The organism is Nocardioides speluncae, from assembly GCF_003121585.1.
GTDB classification, from domain to species: Bacteria; Actinomycetota; Actinomycetes; order Propionibacteriales; family Nocardioidaceae; genus Nocardioides; species Nocardioides speluncae.
On record NZ_QEOO01000023.1, the window covers coordinates 45936 to 67814 of the forward strand.

20 protein-coding genes are annotated in these 21879 nt (G+C 70.2%); 11 read left to right on the forward strand and 9 right to left on the reverse strand.

The genetic code is table 11. The features are described 5' to 3' along the window. Positions 1-31: 31 nt before the first annotated feature. The 3 genes from DDV73_RS13145 to DDV73_RS13155 all read left to right on the forward strand — a co-directional run bounded on the left by DDV73_RS13145 (position 32) and on the right by DDV73_RS13155 (position 2614). Complete coding sequence (locus tag DDV73_RS13145; RefSeq protein ID WP_109507710.1) at positions 32-241, forward strand: Flp family type IVb pilin; 210 nt, start codon at positions 32-34, stop codon at positions 239-241. 91 nt (positions 242-332) lie between these two features. Further along, positions 333-536, forward strand: a complete 204-nt coding sequence (locus DDV73_RS13150) for a Flp family type IVb pilin (RefSeq protein WP_109507711.1) — start codon at positions 333-335, stop codon at positions 534-536. A gap of 197 nt (positions 537-733) precedes the next feature. Further along, positions 734-2614: a ricin-type beta-trefoil lectin domain protein gene (locus tag DDV73_RS13155; protein ID WP_109507712.1), complete on the forward strand. Its 1881-nt coding sequence runs from the start codon at positions 734-736 to the stop codon at positions 2612-2614. On the opposite strand, the gene DDV73_RS13160 is transcribed toward DDV73_RS13155, so the two are convergent. Then, positions 2611-3801, reverse strand: coding sequence for an outer membrane protein assembly factor BamB family protein (locus DDV73_RS13160; RefSeq protein WP_206050852.1), 1191 nt, complete (start codon positions 3799-3801; stop codon positions 2611-2613). The genes DDV73_RS13155 and DDV73_RS13160 overlap by 4 nt on opposite strands. Positions 3802-3973: 172 nt before the next feature. On the opposite strand from DDV73_RS13160, the gene purF reads away from it, so the two are divergent. Continuing rightward, positions 3974-5560, forward strand: a complete 1587-nt coding sequence (gene purF, locus DDV73_RS13165; RefSeq protein WP_109507714.1) for an amidophosphoribosyltransferase — start codon at positions 3974-3976, stop codon at positions 5558-5560. A 9-nt stretch (positions 5561-5569) separates the two neighbouring features. Here the strand turns inward: purF and DDV73_RS13170 are convergent, their stop codons facing one another. After that, positions 5570-6946, reverse strand: a complete 1377-nt coding sequence (locus DDV73_RS13170) for a hypothetical protein (RefSeq protein WP_109507715.1) — start codon at positions 6944-6946, stop codon at positions 5570-5572. Positions 6947-6999: 53 nt separating this feature from the next. On the opposite strand from DDV73_RS13170, the gene DDV73_RS13175 reads away from it, so the two are divergent. The 3 genes from DDV73_RS13175 (at position 7000) to DDV73_RS13185 (ending at position 9421) form a co-directional block, all read left to right on the forward strand. After that, entirely contained in the window at positions 7000-7950 is a 951-nt protein-coding gene (locus DDV73_RS13175) for a glucosyl-3-phosphoglycerate synthase (protein WP_109507716.1), read from the forward strand. A 37-nt stretch (positions 7951-7987) separates the two neighbouring features. Beyond that, positions 7988-9049 (forward strand): phosphoribosylformylglycinamidine cyclo-ligase, encoded by a 1062-nt coding sequence (purM, locus tag DDV73_RS13180; protein WP_206050853.1) that lies wholly within the window; start codon positions 7988-7990, stop codon positions 9047-9049. A gap of 177 nt (positions 9050-9226) precedes the next feature. Further along, positions 9227-9421 (forward strand): DUF3073 domain-containing protein, encoded by a 195-nt coding sequence (locus tag DDV73_RS13185; RefSeq protein ID WP_109507718.1) that lies wholly within the window; start codon positions 9227-9229, stop codon positions 9419-9421. Between the two features lie 208 nt (positions 9422-9629). On the opposite strand, the gene DDV73_RS13190 is transcribed toward DDV73_RS13185, so the two are convergent. Together DDV73_RS13190 and DDV73_RS13195 are read right to left on the reverse strand one after the other, a co-directional pair. After that, on the reverse strand, positions 9630-10418 hold the full coding sequence (locus DDV73_RS13190; RefSeq protein WP_109507719.1) for a CPBP family intramembrane glutamic endopeptidase: 789 nt from the start codon (positions 10416-10418) through the stop codon (positions 9630-9632). Between the two features lie 137 nt (positions 10419-10555). Next, positions 10556-11650, reverse strand: a complete 1095-nt coding sequence (locus DDV73_RS13195; protein ID WP_109507720.1) for a Glu/Leu/Phe/Val dehydrogenase dimerization domain-containing protein — start codon at positions 11648-11650, stop codon at positions 10556-10558. Between the two features lie 260 nt (positions 11651-11910). Between DDV73_RS13195 and DDV73_RS13200 the strand changes: the two genes are divergently transcribed. Then, entirely contained in the window at positions 11911-12102 is a 192-nt protein-coding gene (locus tag DDV73_RS13200; RefSeq protein WP_109507793.1) for a BldC family transcriptional regulator, read from the forward strand. Positions 12103-12224: 122 nt separating this feature from the next. Here the strand turns inward: DDV73_RS13200 and DDV73_RS13205 are convergent, their stop codons facing one another. After that, positions 12225-13283, reverse strand: a complete 1059-nt coding sequence (locus DDV73_RS13205) for a serine/threonine-protein kinase (RefSeq protein WP_161962378.1) — start codon at positions 13281-13283, stop codon at positions 12225-12227. A 53-nt stretch (positions 13284-13336) separates the two neighbouring features. On the opposite strand from DDV73_RS13205, the gene DDV73_RS13210 reads away from it, so the two are divergent. Further along, positions 13337-13897: an RNA polymerase sigma factor gene (locus tag DDV73_RS13210; protein ID WP_109507722.1), complete on the forward strand. Its 561-nt coding sequence runs from the start codon at positions 13337-13339 to the stop codon at positions 13895-13897. 6 nt (positions 13898-13903) lie between these two features. Here DDV73_RS13210 and DDV73_RS13215 read toward each other — a convergent pair whose 3' ends face one another. Next, a complete protein-coding gene (locus tag DDV73_RS13215) occupies positions 13904-14998 on the reverse strand; it encodes a hypothetical protein (RefSeq protein ID WP_109507723.1) in 1095 nt (364 codons plus the stop codon). 284 nt (positions 14999-15282) lie between these two features. Next, positions 15283-17784 (reverse strand): SCO7613 C-terminal domain-containing membrane protein, encoded by a 2502-nt coding sequence (locus tag DDV73_RS13220; RefSeq protein WP_109507724.1) that lies wholly within the window; start codon positions 17782-17784, stop codon positions 15283-15285. A 99-nt stretch (positions 17785-17883) separates the two neighbouring features. Here DDV73_RS13220 and DDV73_RS13225 point away from each other — a divergent pair, with 99 nt between their 5' ends. After that, on the forward strand, positions 17884-19011 hold the full coding sequence (locus tag DDV73_RS13225; protein ID WP_161962379.1) for a glutamate-cysteine ligase family protein: 1128 nt from the start codon (positions 17884-17886) through the stop codon (positions 19009-19011). A 12-nt stretch (positions 19012-19023) separates the two neighbouring features. Then, positions 19024-19953, forward strand: coding sequence for an FAD-dependent oxidoreductase (locus DDV73_RS13230; RefSeq protein WP_109507726.1), 930 nt, complete (start codon positions 19024-19026; stop codon positions 19951-19953). Here DDV73_RS13230 and DDV73_RS13235 read toward each other — a convergent pair. Both DDV73_RS13235 and DDV73_RS13240 read right to left on the reverse strand, forming a co-directional pair. Beyond that, positions 19913-20815, reverse strand: a complete 903-nt coding sequence (locus tag DDV73_RS13235) for a hypothetical protein (RefSeq protein WP_109507794.1) — start codon at positions 20813-20815, stop codon at positions 19913-19915. The two genes, DDV73_RS13230 and DDV73_RS13235, sit on opposite strands and share 41 nt — an antisense overlap. Positions 20816-21016: 201 nt before the next feature. Further along, positions 21017-21850, reverse strand: coding sequence for a helix-turn-helix domain-containing protein (locus DDV73_RS13240; RefSeq protein ID WP_109507727.1), 834 nt, complete (start codon positions 21848-21850; stop codon positions 21017-21019). Positions 21851-21879: the final 29 nt, after the last annotated feature.

The following is a 21879-nucleotide window of genomic DNA, read 5'->3' on the forward strand; positions in this document are numbered from 1 at the left end:
GTCAGAGAACGACAATCCGGAGGGGTTTCCAATGCTCGAGAAGCTGCTTTTCATCACCCTGTCTCTCACCGATCTGCGCGCCGAGCGCAAGACCGAGCGAGGCGCCACCGCGACCGAGTACTCGCTGCTCGTCGCGTTCATCGCGTTCATCATCATCGTCGGCGTCACCGCCTTCGGTAACGACCTGAGCGCCTGGTTCACCGCCTTGGGCAACGAGGTCGAGACCTGGGTCGCTCCCTGATTCGGGAGACCACGATCGTGGCCGGTCATCGCAGGGGGTGCGGTGGCCGGCCATCTTTGTTGGACAGACAAGCGAACCGGAAAGGCTTGCCATGCTCGAGAAGATCCACCTGTTCCTGACCGACGTGCGTGCCGAGCGCAGGTCCGAGCGGGGCGCCACCGCGACCGAGTACTCGCTGCTCGTCGCCTTCATCGCGCTCGTCATCGTCGCCGGCGTCTTTGCGTTCGGCACCGACCTCGGCACCCTGTTCGAGGACATGGGCGCCGTCGTCGGCCTCTGGCCGACCTCACCGTGACGTGACCGTCGGCCTATTAGTTCTGACGTAGGCAGAACGAACTCATGCCTCGTGGGGCATTGACGCTGAATTTCGCCAGGTGGTCCTCTGTTCCTGCGGATATTCGCTCCCGTTTCTAGTTAGACCTTGTCCCTCTCGGCGGGACCGGTCCGCCATGTGCGCGCGCCGGTCCCGGACAGTTCTCTAGGAGTCCGCCCATGCCCACGACCCTGCGTCGGGTCGCCTGCTTCGGTGCCACAACCGCCCTGGCCGCGACCGCCCTGACCGCCGTCGCCACGACCTCCGCCCCGCCCGCTGCGGCGGCGGGGGAGACCGTCAACATCCACCTCACGACGACGTCCGACACCGGAGGCAGAACGGTCACCCGCGGACTGGAGCGGCAGACCCCGATCACCTTCGGGTCCGGCGGCAGCGCCGCGCACACGATCACCGTCGACGAGAACACGACGTACCAGCAGTTCGAGGGCGGCGGCGCGTCGATCACCGACACCACGGCGTACCTCCTGCGCGGCGGCGCGGTAAGCGAGGCGACCCGGAACGAGGTGATGCGCAAGCTGTTCTCGCCGACCGACGGGATCGGGCTCTCCTTCGTCCGCAACCCGATCGGCGCCTCCGACCTGTCCCGGCCGGGGATGGTCTCGCTCGACGACACCTGCTGCGACCTCGGCGACTTCGGTAGCAACGGCTACGACACCAACGTCCGGCTGCTGACCCAACAGGCCAAGCAGCTCAACCCGGCGCTGCGGGTCAAGGGCGTGCCGTGGAGCGCGCCGGGGTGGATGAAGGACAACGGGCGGATGGACCAGATGGGCTGGCTCAAGTGGGAGCACTACCCGACGTACGCCGCGTACCTGGTCAAGTACATCCAGAGCTACGAGTCTGCCGGCGTCCCCGTCGACTACATCTCGGTGCAGAACGAGCCGAACTGCTGTCAGGCCGGCAACCCGACGGCGATGAACTACCCCGGCATGAGCTGGAACGCCTCCGGCCTGGTCGAGCTCACCAAGAACCACGTGTACCCGGCGTTCCGTGCGGCGGGCATCGACGCCAAGGTGCTGGTCCACGACTGGAACTACGGCGACTACCCCAACTTCGGCTCCCCGATCCTCGCCGACGCCGGGGTGCGCAACGATCCGCTGTTCGGCGGCATCGCCTGGCACGGCTACTTCGGCGACCCGGCGACCGGCAGCCAGGTCCACGACCAGTACCCGCAGGTCAGGCAGTTCAGCACCGAGCACTCCGGCGGCAACTGGATCGCCAACCAGCACAACGAGGACCTCACCGACATCGTCAGCTACGCGCGAAACTGGAGCAGCAGCCTGGTCAAGTGGAGTCTTGCGCTGAACCAGTTCCAAGGCCCGCACAACGGCGGCTGTGGAGTCTGCACCGGCCTGATCACCGTGCAGGAGGGCGGCCCGCGAGCGGGCCAGGTGGACTACACCGTCGAGTACTACACGACCGGCCACCTGACGAAGTTCGTCCGCCCCGGCGCCTATCGGATCGCCTCGACCGCCAACGCGACCATCCGGAACGTCGCCTACCGGAACCCGGACGGCTCGAAGGCGCTGATCGCGCACAACGGCGGTACCTCGGCCCAGTCGGTGAAGGTCAACTGGGGCAACCAGTCCTTCGTCTACACCCTGCCCGCGCGTACGACGGCCACCTTCACCTGGTCGGGGACGCCCGCCTCGAGCCCCGGCCAGGACCAGATCACCGGACTGGCCGGCAAGTGCATGGACGTCGCCGGCGCCAGCTCCGCCAACGGGACCGCGGTACAGCTGTGGGAGTGCAACGGCACCGGCGCCCAGCAGTGGACCCTGCCCGGCGACGGCACCATCCGGGCGCTGGGCAAGTGCCTCGACGTCGTCGACCACGGCACGGCCAACGGCAGTCGGCTCCAGATCTGGTCGTGCAGCGGCGGCGCCAACCAGCGGTTCACCCGGTCCGCGGTCGGCGAGCTGGTGAACCCGGTGTCCGGCAAGTGCGTCGACGTCACCGGCAACAACAGCGCCAACGGCACCCGGCTGCAGCTGTGGACCTGCACCCGGGCACCGAACCAAGCCTGGTCGGTCACCTAGGGGGCGTCGACCGGCTTCCGCCCCTCCTCAGCGGGGATCGGGATTGCCGCGATGGTGTTGGGTGGCGACACGATCAGGCGGTCGCCGGCCACGGCGTAGGACGAGAAGCCTGGTCGCCAGTCGCCTCTGCCGAGGAGGCTCACCTGATCGAGGTCCGTCAGCTCGCTGTAGAGAAGCTCCGCCGCGAAAAGGGAGTCGTCGGCCGCCGGTCGTTCGGTCAGGATGCCGTCGTCGTACAGTCCGATCAGCCGCTCGTCCTTGCCCAGTGCGCGGGACCCGACCTCATCGCCGGTGGCGATGTCGTAGACGGTCATCGAGCGGTCGCCTTTTCCTAGTTCTGCGACGACCACCTTGTTGTCGATGACCTTCGCGATCCCCGCGCGCTGCCCGCTGTAGCCCTCGTTCTGCCTACCGAGCTCGGCGCCGAGGTTGCCCTCGTCATCCACCGTGCGGATAGCTGGCACGCCCTCCTCAAGGATGTCGAGTACCAGCGGCTCGAGGTTGACGATCTCGTAAGGCTCGTCGGAGCGGTCGGCCGGCCGCCGCCACAGCTCCTCGCCGGTATCGCCGTCGTACGCCACGAGGTCGATGTTGCTCTCCCCGCCGTCGGGCTCCTTGATGATCACCGTTCCCTCGGCAGCGACCGCTTCGTGGTAGACGCACTCTGTGTCGTCCTCGAAGAACGGCTCCAGCTCGCCGCCGTCGGCCAGCGAGAACCGTGCGGTTGCGCACGACACGGCGACGAGTGCGTCGTCGCCGACGCTAACCGCGTCGGTGGGCTGCTCCAGATCGAGTGGGTTCTCGAACTGCTGTGTCCACTTCACGTCGCCGGTGGAGGTGTCGATCGCGGCGGCGGTCTCGCACGCCTGTCCGGGGTTGCCGAGCAACAGGCCCGCGAGCCCGTCGTCGTTCACCTCGGGAGAGGTGGCACAGATGGTGAGGCCGTCCGGTGCGGGCGTGCTCCACTGCTCGGTGCCGTCGTCGAGGTCGAGCGCCACGAGGGTGTTCTGGCTGTTGGTGACGACGAAGTCGTCGGTGAGCCAGACCGGCTGCCCGCCGGACTCTTCCCACGCCGGCTCGAGAGTGGCCGCACCGGCCGGCGGCGTCTTGTCGGGGGACGGCTTGTCCTCCGAGCCGCCGCTGCAGGCCGAGACGAGCAGGGCGACCGCGACGGTCAGTGTGGACAACATCGTGGTGGTACGACGACGCACGAGGATCGGTTCCGTTCCGAGATAGCGGGCTGACGGCGCGGACACCTTCCCAGACGTTCGCATAGGTAAACAGGGTGGGGTGGGCTGGTGGGAGGCTGCGGCCGCGCCGAATCGGCGTACCACCCGTCGCCAATCTAGAATCAGGGTCGTGCCCACACCCAGTAGCGCGCGCAAGGGAGGAGACGGGCGGCTGACCGCTGCCCTCGATCCTCACGATCTTGGACCCCAGGACGCCTGTGGCGTCTTCGGAGTGTGGGCGCCGGGGGAGGACGTCGCGAAGCTGACCTACTTCGGCCTCTACGCCCTCCAGCACCGCGGCCAGGAGTCGGCCGGCATCGCGGTCAGCAACGGCCGCCAGATCCTGGTCTACAAGGACATGGGGCTGGTCAGCCAGGTCTTCGACGAGTCCACGCTGGAGGCGCTCAAGGGTCACGTCGCTGTCGGCCATGCGCGCTACTCCACGACCGGCGCCAGCACCTGGCACAACGCGCAGCCGACCTTCCGGCCGACGCCGGACGGCTCGATCGCGCTGGCCCACAACGGCAACCTGATCAACACCGCCGAGCTGGCGAAGATGGTCGACGAGATCGGCCTGGCCGGCGAGCTCGACCTGCACATGCGGCTTCCCGACATGGGTGCCACCAACGACACCGACCTGGTCACCGCGCTGCTGGCGCACCACCCGGGGACCACCGTCGAGGAGCGCGCCGCGGAGCTGCTGCCCAAGGTCAAGGGCGCCTACTCGTTCGTGTGGATGACCGAGAACACCGTGTACGCCGCCCGCGACCCGCAGGGCATCCGGCCGCTGGTGATCGGCCGGCTGGAGCGCGGCTGGGTGGTCGCCTCGGAGACCGCGGCGCTGGACATCGTCGGCGCCAGCTTCATCCGGGAGGTCGAGCCGGGCGAGCTGATCTCGATCGACGAGGAGGGCCTGCGCAGCCGCCAGTTCGCCGAGCCGGCGCCCAAGCACTGCCTCTTCGAGTTCTTCTACCTCGCCCGCCCGGACACGGTGATGAGCGGCCAGCGCGTGCACAGCGTCCGGGTCGAGATCGGCCGCAAGCTGGCCAAGGCCTTCCCGGCCGACGCCGACCTGGTGATCCCGGTGCCCGAGTCCGGCACCCCCGCCGCGATCGGGTACGCCGAGGCGTCCGGCATCCCGTACGGCACCGGCTTGGTCAAGAACTCCTACGTCGGCCGTACGTTCATCCAGCCGAGCCAGACGATCCGGCAGCTCGGCATCCGGCTCAAGCTGAACCCGCTGCGCGACGTGATCGAGGGCAAGCGGTTGGTCGTGGTCGACGACTCGATCGTGCGCGGCAACACCCAGCGCGCGCTGATCCGGATGCTGCGAGAGGCCGGGGCCCGCGAGATCCACGTCCGGATCTCCAGCCCGCCGATCAAGTGGCCGTGCTTCTACGGCATCGACTTTGCCACCCGCGCCGAGCTGATCGCCAACGGCCTCACCACCGAGGAGATCTGCCGCTCGATCGGCGCCGACTCCCTCGGCTACATCTCGCTGGAGGACCTCGTCGAGGCCACCACGCTGCCGAAGACCAGCCTGTGCGCCGCTTGCCTCACCGGCGAGTACCCCATCCCGCTTCCCGAGCCCGAGCTGCTCGGCAAAAACCTCCTCGAGGCCGAGCCGCTGCCCGTCGACCAGGTCAGGCTGGACGCGGACGGTCTGGCCGTCTCGGTGCCGGGCGGCGGTGCCACCGACGCCCTCAACCGGCCTTAGCCAAACTCGCTAGTCCATCGGCCGGGTCGCGGGAAACAGGCTGAACTGGTCGGTCAGCCTGCGGATCAGCCACGCCGATCCGACGAACGACACGATCATCAGTGCGACCACCACGACCACGAAGATGACGGCATGGTCGGCGACGGCCTGCTCGGGCGTGCCGCCTGCGGTCCGGCCGATCAGCGCCTTGATGGGTTCCTGGAGGCTGAGGACCATCGCCGCGGTGCCGACCGATGCCCCGACCAGTGCGCTCGTCCAGTCCGACCGCGCGTCGATGCGGCCTTGGAACCACGCGAGGTTGTCGCGCACCTGGCGCTCGAGGTCGCCGATGTCGCGGATCAGGATCTGCTCGACGTTGTGCCGACGTACCGGCTCGATCAGGCGTGCCAGCCGGTCGTGCAGCACGTAGTTGTCCGTCGTACTCGCCACCACGTGATGCCACCGGTCAACCTTGTCCAGCGAGACCCGCCGTCGTTCGGTGAGCACGCGCTGGGTATCTCGTTGTACGCCGCGCAGCGCGCCGCGCCGGATCGTCAGCGCCTCCAGGAGCTGGGTGCGGTCGACTCCGATCACGTCGAGCGTGGGCGACACCTCGCCGTGGGTGGCCAGCGTCAGCGCGTGGTTCTCGGTGAGGTACCACTGGGCGGCCGCGGTCCCGGCTAGGTTCATCGGCGCGATGTCGGCAGCCGGCTGTTCCGGGTGCAGGAGGGCGCGAGCGAGCAGACGCCGCTGCGGTCCGCTGATGTCGGGCGCCACGACCTCGAACTGGGTGCCGAAGCTGACCGGGTACGGGAAGTGCAGCCGGCGCTGCACGGTCAGCTCGTGCAGGCGCTCGCAGCCGTGCTGGCCCTCGCTGGCCCAGGAGCTGAGCTGGCCACTGGTCGGCGTGCGGCCGTGAGCTCGCTCGTAGATGTCGAGGAAGACCCAGTTCATCAGCGCCCGGACGCCTCCGACGAAGGAAGTGCCCTCGCCCACATGCCACGAGAGCGGCTGGTCCAGATTCCAGAACGCCTGATCCAGGGCGGCGAGCAGTGTGCGTACGTCGCTCACCTCGGCGCTCAGCGTGCTCGACACCACCGTGGGCCGGAGCCCCAGGAATCCGGAGGCATGCACGAGCCCATGCACCGCAACCCGGCCGGTCACCCCAGGATCGAGGCCCGGGAGGCCGGTGACCTCGACGTGCCTCAGCAACGCCCGTGCGGCGTGGCCCTGACGCAGCGCCTGGACGTCGAAGCACTCGTTCAGTGCCAGGTCGCGGTTCCGCGCTTCTGGTGGCTGGCCGCTGGCGAGCACCTCGCGGGGTTGCCGTATCGCCAGATCGCCGAGGTCGTAGGCGCGAAACCAGCTGACGGTCCAAGCCGAGACGGACGGAGACTCAGTGGTCACGGGCGGCGATCCTAGCGATACGGAAAGGTGTGAGAGGGCTACGGTCGGCGACCATGGACGACGCTGCACGACGCTGGTTCGCTGCGCGCCGCTGGTCCGCCGAGGACTTCGGTGAGGAGCTTCTGCGTGACGCGAAGCAGAACATCCGCGTGAGCGTCGTCGTACCGGCGCGCAATGAGGCGGACACGGTCGGCGAGGTCGTCAGCGAGCTTCGGAGCTCGCTGCTGACGACCGGGCTGGTGGATGAACTCGTCGTGATCGACTCCGGTTCGTCCGATGGCACAGCTGCCGTCGCTAGGCGAGCGGGCGCGACCGTGTACGCCGCGCACACCATCGAGGCCGGAACGTCGCCCCTGCCGGGCAAAGGGGAGGCGCTGTGGAAGTCGCAGTTCGTCACCTCAGGTGACGTGCTCGCCTTCATCGACGCCGACCTGACGGCGTGGGGTCCGCACTTCGTCACGGGCCTGATCGGTCCGCTCCTGACCGACGAGAGCGTGCTGCTGGTCAAGGGCTTCTACGACCGGCTTGCCGATGGGCATCCCGCCTCGTCAGGGGAGCGAGTGCCGCAAGGCGGCAGAGTCACTGAGTTGGTGGCCCGGCCGTTGCTCAACCTGTACTGGCCCGAGCTGGCTGGCGTCGTACAGCCCCTGGCGGGTGAGTGGGCGATTCGGCGCAGCCTGCTGCAGACCTTGTCGGTGCCGGTCGGCTACGGGGTCGAGTTCGCCACGCTCACCGATACCTACGCGCTGCACGGCCTGAATGCCATCGCGCAGGTCGATCTCGGCCGGCGGGGGGACCGGCAGCAGAACGTCCAGGACCTTGGTGTGATGGCCGCCGAGATCTTGGCAACAGCCTTACGCAGGCTGCCCGGCGGTGACCTGGATCGCACAACGGTGACGCCGCGGCTGCACCAACACGATCGATCCTGCGAGGTCGGCTGGCGGACGCGTCACGTGCCGGTTGACGAACGACCTCCGGCAGTACTGATCAACCGGCAGCGATGACCGTAGGATCAGCCTCATCCCCCAACCCAGGAGAATCGTGACCGAGAACGCGTACGCCGCCGCCGGTGTGTCCATCGAGGCCGGCGACCGAGCCGTCGAGCTGATGAAGGAGTGGGTCGAGAAGGCCCGTCGGCCGGAGATGGTCGGCGGCATCGGCGGCTTCGCGGGGCTGTTCGACGCGAGCGCGCTGAAGGCCTACGACCGGCCGCTGCTGGTGACCAGCACCGACGGCGTCGGCACCAAGGTCGCCATCGCCCAGGCGATGGACAAGCACGACACGATCGGGTTCGACCTGGTCGGGATGGTTGTCGACGACATCGTGGTGTGCGGCGCGGAGCCGCTGTTCATGACCGACTACATCGCCACCGGCCGCGTCGTACCCGACCGGATCGCCGCGATCGTCAAGGGCATCGCTGAGGCATGTGTGGCGGCCGGCTGCGCGCTGCTGGGCGGCGAGACCGCCGAGCACCCCGGCCTGCTCGATCCCGACGAGTACGACGTCGCGGGCGCGACCACCGGCGTGGTCGAGGCCGACCGGGTGCTCGGGTCCGGCCGGGTCCGGGCCGGCGACGTGGTGATCGCGATGGAGGCCAGCGGGCTGCACTCCAACGGCTACTCCCTGGTCCGGCATGTGCTGCTTTCCCAGGCTGGCTGGGCGCTCGACCGGCACGTCGACGAGCTGGGCCGGACCCTCGGCGAGGAGCTGCTGGAGCCGACCCGGATCTACACCAAGGCCTGCCTGGCGCTGGCGGCCGAGACCGACACCCACGCGCTCTCCCATGTCACCGGCGGCGGTCTGGCCGCCAACCTGGCCAGGGTGATGCCGACCGAGCTCACCGCGACCATCGACCGCGGCACCTGGACCCCGCAGCCGATCTTCGACGTCGTACGCCGGGTCGGCGAGGTCGCGCAGCCCGACCTTGAGCAGACCCTCAACTGCGGGGTCGGCATGGTCTCGCTGACCGCCCCCGACGACGCCGACCGGGCGATCGATCTGCTGGGCGGATTCGGGCTCCGAGCCTGGGTCGCCGGCACCGTTTCCGAGTCCGCGGATCGCGGCGGCGAGGTGGTCCTGGAGGGCCAGCACCCCGGTTGGTGACCTCCGAGAGGCCAATTTTCGTCTGCACACGGCTCAACGGGCCCAAAAAACCGATCTCGGTGTGCGGGAACACCCACCCACCCGGTAGCGTTAGCACCACGAGAAACTGACCGACCAGACCGGGTTCCCCCCTGCCAATGGCTGGGCCCCGGCCAAGCGTGCGAGGGGGTCGACCCTATGGGGCGCGGCCGAGCTAAGGCCAAGCAGACGAAGGTCGCCCGCGACCTGAAGTACCGCACTCACGAGACGGACTTCGGGGCACTGGCGGCGGAGCTGCATGGCGAGAAGCCGAACACTGACCAGACCGACTCGAGCCAAGATGGCGACGAGTACGACGACTGGTCCGATTACTCCGACTCGCGACGCGACTAAGCGTGGTGGAGACCGGGGCGCTCGACGCCCCGGCCTTTCGCCTGTCCAGGTAGCGCGGTCAGGATCCGGTGGCGATCACCGGCAATGACGCGGCGACCAGCTCGAGCCGCACGACGCCGCCTTGAAGTCGCCGACCGCGTTGGACAGCGGGAACGGACGCCTTCAGGCCGGCGTGTCGTGGGGCCCGCTCATCGGCTTCGGTGACGGGTCACTTGGCGAGCGCAGGAGCGGGCTCGATGCTGCGGCGGCGCACGATGAGAAGTGTCCCGACGATGAGGTAGGCGAGGATCGCGGCCATGGAGCCGAGGTAACCGCCCTGGTCCACAGCGATGGCGGTGGCCGAGAGGATCGAGAAGTCGAACAGGCCGTGCAGGACCGAGTTGAGGACGTTGCCGCCGCTGACGCGTCGGATGAGATAGAAGAAGTAGCCGGCGAAGCTGACCGCGATGGCCTGCGGCAACGCCTTGCTGATGTCTCCGGTGAGGGCGTTGCTGATGTGAACGGCGCCGAAGATCACGCTGGACCACATCGCCACCTTTCCTTCGGTGAGTCCGTGGGAACGCAGGGTGGTGACACCGATGCCGCGGAACATGCCTTCCTCGCCCCAGCCGACGAACTGGGTGGCGACCAGGAGGGCCAGGATGTAGCCGAGGCCCTTGTCGGCGAGATCGGCGTAGTCGATCGCGAGGCCGATGCAGACGGCGAAGATGATCGGCACCGCCCACACCCACCGCTGCACCGGGTGCCGTTCCCGGAGCACCGGGTCCCACCACCGCAGCACCGCGACGACGGCGTAGGTGAACACCAGGGCGGCCCCCAACGGCAGCCACATCCCCACCACCACGTCCTGCGTGGTGTAGATCCCGTCGTTGACGTCCCAGATCTGGCCGGCCACGTACCCGACGCCCTTGATGATCGCCAGGTAGGAAATCACGATGACGGCGAACCAGAGGTAGGAGAGCCTGTGCGGCGACCCAGCTGGCACGGACGTTGTCATGGCGGAACTCTAGGGGAGCCACTGACCTGCCGCGGTGACCACGACCAACGCGAGTACGCCGACTGCGGCGCGACAAAACCGAAGCATCGGGGCTCCTCCTAGGACTTGTTCTAGGAGGAGCCCCGGATGCGCCGTGGTTACGTCGAGGAAAGCCAGATGCCGCGGAGTCGACCGACCTCGTGCATCCGCCGCTCGGCCAGCCTGTCGGCAGCCACAGCGGGAGGTACACCGTCGGCCTCAGCGAGCGCGAAGACCTTCTTCGTGGTGTCGAAGATGCCGGTGGCGCGCTGCTTGGCGCGCTCGAAGGAGAAGCCCTCGAGCTCGTCGGCGACCTGGATCAGGCCACCGGAGTTCACGCAGTAGTCGGGCGCGTAGAGGATGCCGCGGTCCGCGAGCAGCTTCTCCACGCCGGGGTGCGCCAGTTGGTTGTTAGCGGCACCACACACGATCTTGGCCGACAGCGTGCCGACCACATCGTCGGTCAGCGCGCCACCGAGGGCGCAGGGCGCGTACACGTCCAGGTTCGCCGCGACGAGCTCGGCGGTCGAGGCGACGGCGGTGACGTCGGGGAACTCCGCCCGCACCCTCTCGACGGCGGCTGGGGCGACGTCGGTGACCACGACCGAGGCGCCGTCCTCGACCAGGTGCCGCACCAAGTGGCGGCCGACCTTGCCGACGCCGGCGACGCCGACCACCCGGCCGTCCAGGGTGGGTGCGCCCCAGACCACCTCTGCGGCCGCGCGCATGCCCTGGAAGACGCCGTACGCCGTCAGCACCGAGCTGTCACCGGCGCCGCCGTGGGCGACGGTCCGGCCGGTGACGTAGTCGCACTCGCGCGCGATGTGGTCCATGTCCTCGGAGAACGTGCCGACGTCGCACGCGGTGTAGTAGCGGCCGTGCAGTGACTGGACGAATCGGCCGTAGGCCCGAAGCAGCGGCTCGGACTTGAGGGTGGCGGGATCACCGATGATCACCGCCTTGCCGCCACCGAGGTCGAGGCCGGCAAGTGCCGCCTTGTATGACATGCCACGGGACAGGTTCAAAACGTCCCTAACGGCCTCCTCGGTGGAGGCGAACGGATAGAAACGGGTGCCGCCGAGCGCCGGGCCGAGCGCTGTCGAGTGGATCGCGATGATCGCACGAAGGCCGGAAGCAGAGTCGTTGCAAAAGAGAATCTGCTCGTGATCGGCCCCTAGGTCGAAGAAATTGACCCCAGGAACTGCCTCAGACATTGGTTGTGCCTGCTTTCTATGTTGCCATGGGTGTATGGCATCGTTTGTCCTGTTTCGGAGACGTGCATGGGTTGAGCGCGTCCTCCGAGACACAGCCTAGGGCGCAAGCCCGCAGTTGTTTGAAGAGGTAGCAGTTCCCGCCTTCGGCTTGGATTTCCGGGGGGTTTGAAGGTGGGTCATTCCAGGGAAGCAAGGCAGTGCGCTCACGACGGGCATGACGAGGGCGCGCGAGCCTACGAACATGTGAGGGTTAGATGGCGATGACGCCCAACAGTGCAGAAGCGGAGACCCTGCTGACGCCAGCCGAAGTTGCGGCACTCTTCCGCGTGGATCCGAAAACGGTCACGCGGTGGGCTAAGGCGGGCAAGATCAGTTCGATCCGAACGTTGGGAGGGCACCGTAGGTTCCGTGAGACCGAGGTGCTGGAACTTCTGGATCGCAAGGCGGGCTGACGGGGTTACCGTTCGTCCTTCAACGTCAACGAGGCCGGGGCAGCTGCCCTGGCCTCGTTGCATGTTCGAGGGCTGTCAGGTGCTCGTTTCCGAGCACCCCAGGCACCCGGGACACCCCAGTATTAGCCTCGTTCGAGCAGCACCGTGACGGCGTACGACGCAACGAACGTCGTGGCGAGCACAAGCAAGCACAGCACTGCGAGCATCCAGCCAGGCATCCCACGGCTCTCGCCGGCCGGCTGTGGTGTGCTCAGCGGTGTCGCCGACGGCGTCGAGGTCCCGGCCGTCCTCGGGCGCGGGCTCGGGGAGGGGCTGGCCAGCGGCGGGCTGTGGGTGACCGTGGCCTGCGAGTACGGCGGCGCCGTACCGGTGTGCCCGGCCAGCGCCCGGCCGAACTCCCGGGTGAACGTCGCGACGTCGGGCCAGCGCTCCTCCGGTCGCGGGTGCAGCGCCCGGAACATCACCTCGTCGACGCTGCGCGGCAGATCCGCGATCGCCGACGGCGCCTGCGGCAGCCGGGCGTCGATCAGGTCGGAGATGCCGCCCTCGCGGACCAGCTTGCCGGTCAGCATGTGGTACGCCACCGCGCCCAGCGCGTGCACATCGGCCCGGATGTCGATGCCGATCCCCGCCGCCTGCTCAGGCGCCATGTAGGACGGCGTGCCGACCACCTGGGTCAGCCCGCTCGCGTGCAGCATCGCCTTCGCGACGCCGAGGTCGGCGACCAGGAGTCGGGTACCGCCGGATCCGGCGGTGCGCAGCAGCAGGTTCTGCGGCTTGATGTCGCGGTGCACGACGCCGTGCTCGTGCAGCACCGACAGCCCGAGCCCGGCCTGCCGGATCAGCTCGACGGTAGTCGGCACCGGGACCGGCGCCGACTTCTCCATGAGGTCGGCTAGGGAGCCGCGGTCGGCGTACGACATCACGAAGTACGGCGTGCCGTCGTGCTCGCCGATGTCGTAGACCCGGACCACGTGATCGGAGTCAGCGCGGCGCAGGATCCGCGCCTCTTCGAGGAACCGCTCGCGGATGTCGAAGCGCTGTGCCCAGTTGTCGGCGAGGGCTTTCACGGCGACGTCGGAGCGTAGCTCGTCGTCGTGGTAGAGCCACACGGTCGCGAAACCCCCGACACCCAGCCGCTCCACCCGCCGCAGCCTGCCGAGGCGATCAGGTAAGGACACGCTGGGTATTGTGCCGTAAGGCCAGATTTTTGAATCCACGGGAGGACCTGACCGTGACCACAGGGCACGACGAGCCCATCGATCTCGACGAGTTGGCGCTGCGCGCCGCCGCCGGGGATCGGGATGCGCTCGAAGACCTCTTGGCCGCCATCCAGCCCCGGGTGCAGCGCATCTGCGGGCGGATGCTGCTGTACCCGCAGGACGCCGAGGAGGCCGCGCAGGACGCGCTGCTGCTGGTCGCGACGAAGATCAGCTCGTTCGCAGGCCGGAGCAAGTTCACGACCTGGCTGCACGCGGTGGCGTCCAACAGCGCGCGCTCGACGTACCGCTCCCTGAAGCGGCGCGCCGCGGAGCGCTCGGCCGACGACATGCCGGTGCTGGCCGACCCGCGCACCACCAGCGTGATCGCAGGCAGCCGGCTCGACCTGCTTGAGGCGCTGGAGATCCTTGGCTCGACCCACCCCGAGCTCGTCGAGCCGCTGGTGCTGCGCGATGTCCAGGGTCTGCCGTACGACGAGATCGCGCAGACGCTCGAGGTTCCGCTCGGCACCATCAAGTCGCGGATCCACCAGGCCCGGCACGCCGTCCGGCCGCTGCTGGCCATCCACGACTGACGCCGGTCAGGGAGCGCCGAGGACGACCTGGTTGTCGATCCGGGTGACCTCGGCACAGGCGCCCGACGACTCCTTGCAGATCGAGATGACGCTCGGCCCGTCGTCCGTCCGGGACAGCACGAAGAAGCTGTGGTCGTCGTACCACTCGGCCGCGGGCGGGTCGCCCGCGATCTGGAACTCGATCGGCCCCGCTTGGTCCTCGGCGTCGACGATCGCGAACGTGGTCGCCGACCCGGAGTCGGTCGGGACCGCGAGCAGCTTCTCGCCGGACGGGCTGTAGCGCGGCCCGTAGCTGGAGCCGGCCGCCCACTCGCAGTCCTTCCACCAGCCCGCGGCGTTGCCGACCGGACCGCCCTGCAGGCAGCGCGCGCCGTCGGGGTTCGCCGGGTCCTCCGCCTTCTCGCCGGCCAGCAGCAGCCCGCCCGGTGACGCCGACCAGTCGTAGAAGTCGGTCCCGACCACGTCGGTCAGCCGGGTGCCTAGCTCGGTCTCGTAGAGCCTTGAGCGGTTGCTTTCGAACGGCGTCCACGCGGTGACGACGCCGGTCGCCGAGAAGGCCCCGACCCCCGCGGCCTCGGCGGCCTTGGCCTCCCCGACGTCGGCGGGCGCGATCCGGCCGAGCTCGGATCCGTCCTGGGTCGAGCGGACGACGTACGCGCTGGAGTCGGTGGTCATCGCGATCAGCTGGTCGCCAGCCTCGGACAGGTCCCACACGCCGGCGAAGTCACCGATCACCCGCACGGCGCCAGTCTGGTCCACCCGGACCGCCTGGTAGGTGTTGATGCTGTCGCTGGTCGACAGCACCAGCAGCCAGGCGTCGCCGGCCAGCCGCTGCACGGCGACGATCCGGTCGTGCTGGTCCGCCGGCAGCCCGGTCAGCGGCACGATCGCGCCGGTGTCGTGGATCTCGTCCGGCGTGGCGTAGAAGAGTGGCTGGTCGACAGCCAGGTCCTGCTGGTCGGTGGCCGACGGGCTGCCTGAGGGGCTGCCGGAGGGGCTGCCGTCGTCGCCGGGCCGTCCGATCATGATTCCGGCGTACCCGCCCGCGACGATCCCCACCACCGCAGCCGAGGCGAGCAGCACGCCGCCGATCCGGTTCACTCCTGCCTCCATCCGCACCCGGAAGTTCGCGTCCGCCCACTATGCCGTGCACCCCAAGCCCCCGCCGACACGCCTCGTGTTGACGTCGTACGGCGCTCACCCGGCCCGTGTTGACGCGGTACGTCGCCGACCCGGCCCTTGTTGACGCGATCGGTGTCAATACGGGCCGGGTCAGCGTGCTGTGGCGTGAAGACGGGCCGGGTCAGCATCAGCCTGAGCTTGCGAAGGCTGATGTCGACCCGGAGCTCCGCTGGCGGCGTGCTGTGGCGTGAAGACGGGCCGGGTCAGCGGAGGGCGCGGAGGTAGGTGCCGGCGAGACGGACCTCGCGGAGGCGTCGTTCCCAGGTGATGCCCAGGACGAGCAGCAGGGTGCCGGCGAGGCCGATGGTGGCCCACTGGGGCACGCTGCCGGCGTACGGCGCCGCCTCGCGCAGCACCAGCAGCCCACCCGCGGTGGCGCCGGCCACGAGGGGTGCGCTCCACTTCAGCTGCACGCCGACCAGCACCAGAGCCAGGCAGCCGACGCCGAGCAGCAGCGCCCGCAGCGAGACCGGGTCGGTCAGCGCCCAGAGCAGGCTCGGCACCAGTGCCAGCGCGAGGCCCGGCATCAGCGCGGTGTACGTCGAGGTCTCCGGGCGCCGGCGCAGGTGCAGCAGGCCGACGACAAGCAGCGCGAGGGCGGTCGGCAGCGTGTACGGCTCCGGCTCGGTCACCCCGATCTCCTCAAGCCGCACCCAGGTCGCGGCCGCGAGCAGAGCGCCGCCGAGCCAGCCCAGCAGGCGCCGGTCCCGGTTCACCAGTGACGAGGTCACCACGACCGCGCCGGCGAGCGTGAGGTGCACCGCGAGCCAGGTCTGCGGGCGGTCCGCGGCGGCCGTGGCCACACCGGCGGTCACCAGCATCGCGAGCGCGGAGCTGATCTCGCCCACGACCCGCGGTCGCGCGATCGCGAGGCCGCCGACCAGCAGCAGGATGGGTACGGCGCGATGTTCGGTCGGCAGTGCGCCGATCTCCGCGACCGTCCAGATCAGGCCGGCCAGAGCCGGGGCCAGCACCGCTTCGCCGAGCTGCCTTGCCACCGCCGGGCGGCCGGCCCACTCCAGCGCCGCGGCAGCGGCCACCACGACCGCGAGCACGAGTGCGGTGAGCACCTCGTCCACCAGGGCGGTCCCGACCGCCAGCAGCAGCACCACGGCCGCCGGGGCCAGCCACGGCCACCGGGCGTCGGCCGCCGCGAGCTGGGTCCAGGCGCCGACCGCGACAGCCACCGCGACCAGGCCGGCCAACACGACCGCCACCGGCACCGGGTACAGCGCCAGCGTCGCCAGCCCGGCGAGGAGGACCGCGGCGCCCAGCGGTACGGCGTACCGCTGGACCGTCGGCAGCGGGTTCACCCAGAACCGCGCGGTCGCGACACCGGCCGCGACCAGGCACAGGAACGACGGGACCAGGATCCACGGCGCGAACGCGGCAGCCTCGTCCGGGAGCCGGACGCCGGTCGGCGCCGCCCACGCGGATTCCGGTGCCAGCCGGCCGAGTGCCTGGCCGCTCAGCGTCAGCTGGACCACGAGCTGGTCGATGGCCGCGATCACCATCGGCGCGGCGGGCACCGCCCGCCACGGGTTCGGGACGACGTACGTCGCGACCGCGGTCACCGCGAGCACCAGCAGCCAGGCCAGCGTGGTCCGAGTCGCCGTCTCGTCAAGGACGGGCAGTGTCAGCGTGAAGACCGCGACCACAGCCGCGATCGTGGCTGCGCCCACCCGGGCCCACACCGGCAGCGGCCGGACCAGCGCCACGGCCGCCATCGCGACGATCGCCACCAGCAGCGTCCAGGCGTTCAGCTCGCCGTACATCGCAGCGAGGGTGGGCTCGTCGGAGGCCTGCACGAACCCGTTGATGGTCAGCGACAGCCAGGTGAAGCCGGCGACCACGGTGGTCGCGAAGGCGGCCACGACCAGGCGCAGCCGGTAGCCGAGGTAGGCGACGAGTACGGCGCCGGCCAGGCCGAGGGTGAGTACGACGCCGTGGTCGTCGTTGGCCGCGGCGAGCGAGCCGATCACAGTCAGGGCGGTGCCGCCGGCGACGCCGAGCTCGGCCACCACCAGGCGCTTGATCGGGAGCGCGGCCCCCGCGAGCGCGCCGCCGGCGCCGAGGACGCCGACCGTGACACCGGTGACCATCAGCAGTGCGCCGATCCCGGCGTCGCCGAACCAGCCGGCGTTGGCGGCGCCGGCGATGTCCAGGCCGACGAAGCCGAAGGTGACCACAGCGAGCGACTCGGCGGCACCGCGCAGGTCGAACTTCGCCGAGGTGAGCGAGCCGGCTCCGGCCAGCAGGGTCAGGCCGACCAGGACCGCGGTCCGGCCGCCGACGCCGAGCACCGACCACGCGAACGCCAGGAAGACCAGCGCCGCGACCAGCAGGCAGAGCGCGCCGAGGCCGAGCAGGATCTTGGGTACCGACGGGGCGCTCAAGCCGCGGCGCGGCGGCGCCGGGCTGGGCGGCAGCGGAGGCGCAGTGGGGAGCGGGCCGGGCGTGAAGACCGGCGGCGGCCTGTGGGGGTGCATGGCCGGCTGGGGCGGCGCCATGGGCGCGGCCGCGCCGACCGAGGCGTCGGAGGTGCGGAGCTGGGTGAGCAGCAGGTCGGCCCGCTGCAGGGTCTGGAAGAGCGTCTGCGCGGTGATGCCGGTCAGCGGCAGTCGGCATGCCACGCACGCGGGCGCGCCGGGCGTGATCGGGGCGCCGCAGTCGGGGCACTTCTGAGGATCGGCGAAGCGGGTCATGGGGTCATTTCCCCACGGCCCGGAGGTCGCCGACCATCTCCGTATCGCTCAATGCCGCTGAGTATGCACGCTCAAGCGCTATCTGCCAGGGTGTCGCGCGTGCGACCCGCCATCCACACCGACTTCGACGCAGACGACCTACGGTTCGGGATCGAGGCCGAGTTCGGCCTGGTCGCCGAGGGAGACCGGCTCTTCGACTTCACCGCGGACACGGCCGGCCAGCGGTCGCAGCGGATCATCGACCGGCTGCCCGACCACAGCGACGCCGACCTCACTCGCGGCGACCTCGCGATCAAGTGGACCCGGTGGTACGTCGAGGGCGACGAGCGCTTCGACGCCGAGGGAACGTTCCTGCGCTGCGTGCCGAAGGGGGTCGAGACCAGGACCCCGATCTGCGACGGGATCGAGCCCACGTTGCAGGCGCTCGGCCAGCAGACGACAGCCCTGTCGGCCGCCGCGGCGGCCGAGGGCTGCCGCCTGGCCGCGATCGGCTACAACCCGCACCTCCCTGCGTACGTCCCGGAGCCGCCGTACCTGCCGTGGGAGCTGGAGATGCGGCGCGCGCACCCGGAGTACGACGCCCCCGAGGTCTACATGCTCACCTACGGGCCGGACGTGAACTTCTCCCATTCCGGCTGGGGCCCGGAGCAGTCCGTGGACATCGGCCGCAAGCTCGCCTACTACGCGCCGGCGCTGGTGTCGTTCGCCGCCGGCAGCCCGTTCCACGCAGGCAAGCGGTGGGACGGGCTGTCGGTCCGCGGCCACCTCCGGGCCGGCCATCGACCGGTCGCCCGGGTCTTCCTCGCGACTCCACCAGCCGGGAATCCGTCGAGGCTGATCGCCCGCGCCCGGATCGAGGCCGAGGCCGGCCGGATCGAGTTCAAGGCGTTCGACGCGTTCGCCGACCTGGCGCTGTTCGGGCCGCTGATGGCACTGCTCGGCGGCCTGGCTCTCGACACCGAGCTGCCCGGCCGTGCCGACAAGGCCGACGTCGCGGCGCTGCGGCGGGCCGCCGTACTCGGGTTCGACGACGACCGGCTGCGTGCCGAGGCCGCCACGGTGCTCGACGCGGCGACTGCCGCGCTCGCCGGCAGCAGCCACGCGCCGTACCTGGAAGCGCTGCACATAGCACTCCAGGAGCGGCGCACACCTGCCCATGCCCTGGTGACCGCATTTGAGGAGAATGGGAGGATTCCGCTACCGGAACCGGTGCCGCCCCCTGCCTGAGAGGCCCCTGCCATGGTCCATGCGATCGCCGTCGTCGGGGCCGGCCCCGTGGGGTCGGCCGCCGCCTACCATCTCGCCCAGCGCCGGGTGCCCGGCGTGGTCCGGGTCGACGGGTCCGCCGTGCGGGGCGCATTCCGGCAGTCCGGAGGCAGCGTGAGCTGGCACCGGCCGGATCCGGAGCGGTCGCGGGCGATCGAGGAGACGGCGCGGTTCATTCGCTCCGAGGTGGCTTCCGGTGCGCCGATCCGGATGCGCGACGAGCCCTACCTCTACCTCGACACCGGTGAGCTGGTCGACGGGATCAACATCGAGGCCGACGACCTGGTCGACCACCTGCGCCGGAGTACGGACGGGGTGGCCGACCTCGACGTCGGCGAGGTCCGCGCGGTCGAGCCGGGCGACGGCAGCCACCGGGTTGTCGGCACTGACGGCGAGGTCGAGGCGGAGGTGGTGCTGCTGGCGCTCGGCGTGGCCAACGTCGGCCTCTCGCCGGGTCTGACCGGCGAGGTCGAGAAGCGCCAGCTGCTCGTGCTGGACCTTCCGGTCACACCGAGCCAGCAGCGGCTTCCACACATCATCACGCGGCTCGGCGAGGGCTTCGTCTACGTGTTCATCAAGGAGATCGACGGCCGGCTCCGCTTCGTCGTCGGCCAGGAGGACCTGGTCGAGGACGAGGACCACGCCAGCCCGGTCGACTACCTGCCGCAGCTCTTCGGCGCCGGCCTCGCGGAGCGGTTCCCGTTCCTCGCCGGCGCCAGCACCGCCCAGGTGCGCTGGGGCTCCGACTGGGCCGGCAAGGAGCCCCACGTCCATGAGCCTGCCCCCGGCCTGATCAGCGTGAACTGTGGCAGCGCGGTGCGCTCCTGCATCGCCGTCGGCCGGGCCGCCGCGGACGCCGTACTCACGGCTCAGCGGGCGGCGGCGACCTCCGCGCCGACGTAGTCAGGGAAAAGCTGATCCGGCCGTGCTGCTCCAGCTGGCGCAGGTTGCTCACGGTGAAGCTGCCGCGCCAGTCGAGCGCCTGTCCGGGCGACCAGTGCAGGAAGTCGAAGTCCCACCCGCCGTCGTCGAGCTGCTCGCGCTGCAGCCGGTCCAGGTCGGCGGCCACCTGCTCGCCGGTGAACAGGGTCCGGCTGCGGCTCCCCGGCTCCGGTGACAGGGCCAGCGGGGTGACCTGCTCGCCCTCGACGCCGCCGGGTACGGGCATGCAGCCGGCGTCGTCCAGGAGCGGACGCAGGCTGTCGAGTACGGCGCCGGCACGGTCGGCGTCCGGTACGGCGTCCAGGAAGCGCAGCGCGAACACGACGGTGTAGGTATGCGGCGCCTCCAGGCTCTCCAGCTCGGTCCAGGCCCAAGTGGTGGCGCGGTCCAGCCAGTCCGGCCGGGCCTCGGTCCGCCAGAGCGCGCCGGCCAGGGCGTAGGTGAGGAACGTCGGGCCGCCGGGGTTGATGAACGGCGCGTGCGGATAGCCGGCGCCGGTCGCCATCATCTGCGGCAGGGTGCCGTCCGGCGCCGCGGCGCTGGCCAGCCACTCGGCGGCGCCGTCGATCAGCGGGTCCTTGGTGGCGCCGGCCTCGACCAGCGTCTCCAGCGCGAGCAGCGTTGCCGCCGGCTCACTGCCGGGTGCGCGCATGTCGGGCTCGAGCGCGTGCCCGAAGCCGCCGTCGTCGTTCTGGTAGGCACGCAGCGCCTCGACGACCGCGTCCGCGGTCCCGGCACCGGTAAGGTGCTCCAGCCGCCGCCGGTCGAGCAGGCGGGCGTTGGCGTAGACGAACTGTTCTGCGGCCTTGATGTCGGTAGTCATGTGTTCGATGCTGTCGTGCGGCGGCGGCCAGCTCTTGTACCAATCGGCCACACCGCGATCAGGCGCCGCGGATTAGTGGTCACGCTCGGAAGTTCATCGGGGTCTGAGCGGCCAGGGCACGCACATCGCTGCGTTGTCGTCGGTCGACGGGCCACCGGCCCGCCTCCCTCCGACGCCTTGCGCTGCACGCACCCTGACCACTCAGACCCTCGACGAACTTCCGGGCGTGACCACTAGGTCCTCGGTCCCGGTGAGCAGCCGCCCGCCCGGCCAGGCGGCGGCCCCTGACCGCTCGCGCCGCAGGCTCAGCGGCGTCACCCCGGCAAGCCGCTTGAGGTCACGGGACATGTGCGCCTGGTCGGTGTAGCCGGCCTCTGCGGCGAGCCGGGCGAGCGGGAACCTCGCCTCGTCGAGCAGTGGCAGCAGCCGCTGCAGCCGGCCGACGTGGCCGAGTTCCCGCGGCGACATGCCGGTCAGGTCCCGGACCGCGCGACGGGCGTGCCGCTCGGAGACTCCCCACTCGCGTCCGGTCACCTCGACCGCACCGCTGGGTGCCCGCAGCAGGCCCTTGACCAGGTCCATCTGCCACGGAGTCGTGTCGATCGACCGCCAGCGCCTCGGCACTCGGCCGCGCCACACCTCGGCCGCGATCTCGCGGGCCCACCGGCTGCCCACCAGCGCGTCCAGCGGCAGCACCCGGTCCCGCACCTCGGTCGCCGTCAGCCGGAACAGCAGCGGCACCGCCCACGGCTGCAGCCGCAGCCCGCGCAGCGTCACCTTCGAGCCGAGCGCATGGCGGTGGGGCAGCAGCGTCGGCCCGACCAGGACCGCGCCTCCGGACTGGTCGACGATGATGTCGGCGCAGCCGTCGGGCAGCACGGTCGCGCTGGCTCCGCCGAGGTCCGACCCGGTACGGCGCCACGCGCAGCGGAACACGTCCGGCAGCTCGGCCGGCAGCTCGACGTACCCCTGGGTGACGCTGTCGTCGTCCACCTTGTCCATGCTGGCACGCAGCGCCGACAAGACAACCGACATGCAAAGGCCCCCGCCGAGTCCGGCGGGGG

Coding starts and splice junctions, on each gene's coding strand:
- DDV73_RS13145 (WP_109507710.1), top strand. CDS start 32: ATGCTCGAGAAGCTGCTTTTCATCACCCTGTCTCTCACCGATCTGCGC.
- DDV73_RS13150 (WP_109507711.1), top strand. CDS start 333: ATGCTCGAGAAGATCCACCTGTTCCTGACCGACGTGCGTGCCGAGCGC.
- DDV73_RS13155 (WP_109507712.1), top strand. CDS start 734: ATGCCCACGACCCTGCGTCGGGTCGCCTGCTTCGGTGCCACAACCGCC.
- DDV73_RS13175 (WP_109507716.1), top strand. CDS start 7,000: ATGGACGACGCTGCACGACGCTGGTTCGCTGCGCGCCGCTGGTCCGCC.
- DDV73_RS13185 (WP_109507718.1), top strand. CDS start 9,227: ATGGGGCGCGGCCGAGCTAAGGCCAAGCAGACGAAGGTCGCCCGCGAC.
- DDV73_RS13190 (WP_109507719.1), bottom strand. CDS start 10,418: ATGACAACGTCCGTGCCAGCTGGGTCGCCGCACAGGCTCTCCTACCTC.
- DDV73_RS13195 (WP_109507720.1), bottom strand. CDS start 11,650: ATGTCTGAGGCAGTTCCTGGGGTCAATTTCTTCGACCTAGGGGCCGAT.
- DDV73_RS13200 (WP_109507793.1), top strand. CDS start 11,911: ATGACGCCCAACAGTGCAGAAGCGGAGACCCTGCTGACGCCAGCCGAA.
- DDV73_RS13220 (WP_109507724.1), bottom strand. CDS start 17,784: ATGACCCGCTTCGCCGATCCTCAGAAGTGCCCCGACTGCGGCGCCCCG.
- DDV73_RS13230 (WP_109507726.1), top strand. CDS start 19,024: ATGGTCCATGCGATCGCCGTCGTCGGGGCCGGCCCCGTGGGGTCGGCC.
- DDV73_RS13235 (WP_109507794.1), bottom strand. CDS start 20,815: ATGACTACCGACATCAAGGCCGCAGAACAGTTCGTCTACGCCAACGCC.
- DDV73_RS13240 (WP_109507727.1), bottom strand. CDS start 21,850: ATGTCGGTTGTCTTGTCGGCGCTGCGTGCCAGCATGGACAAGGTGGAC.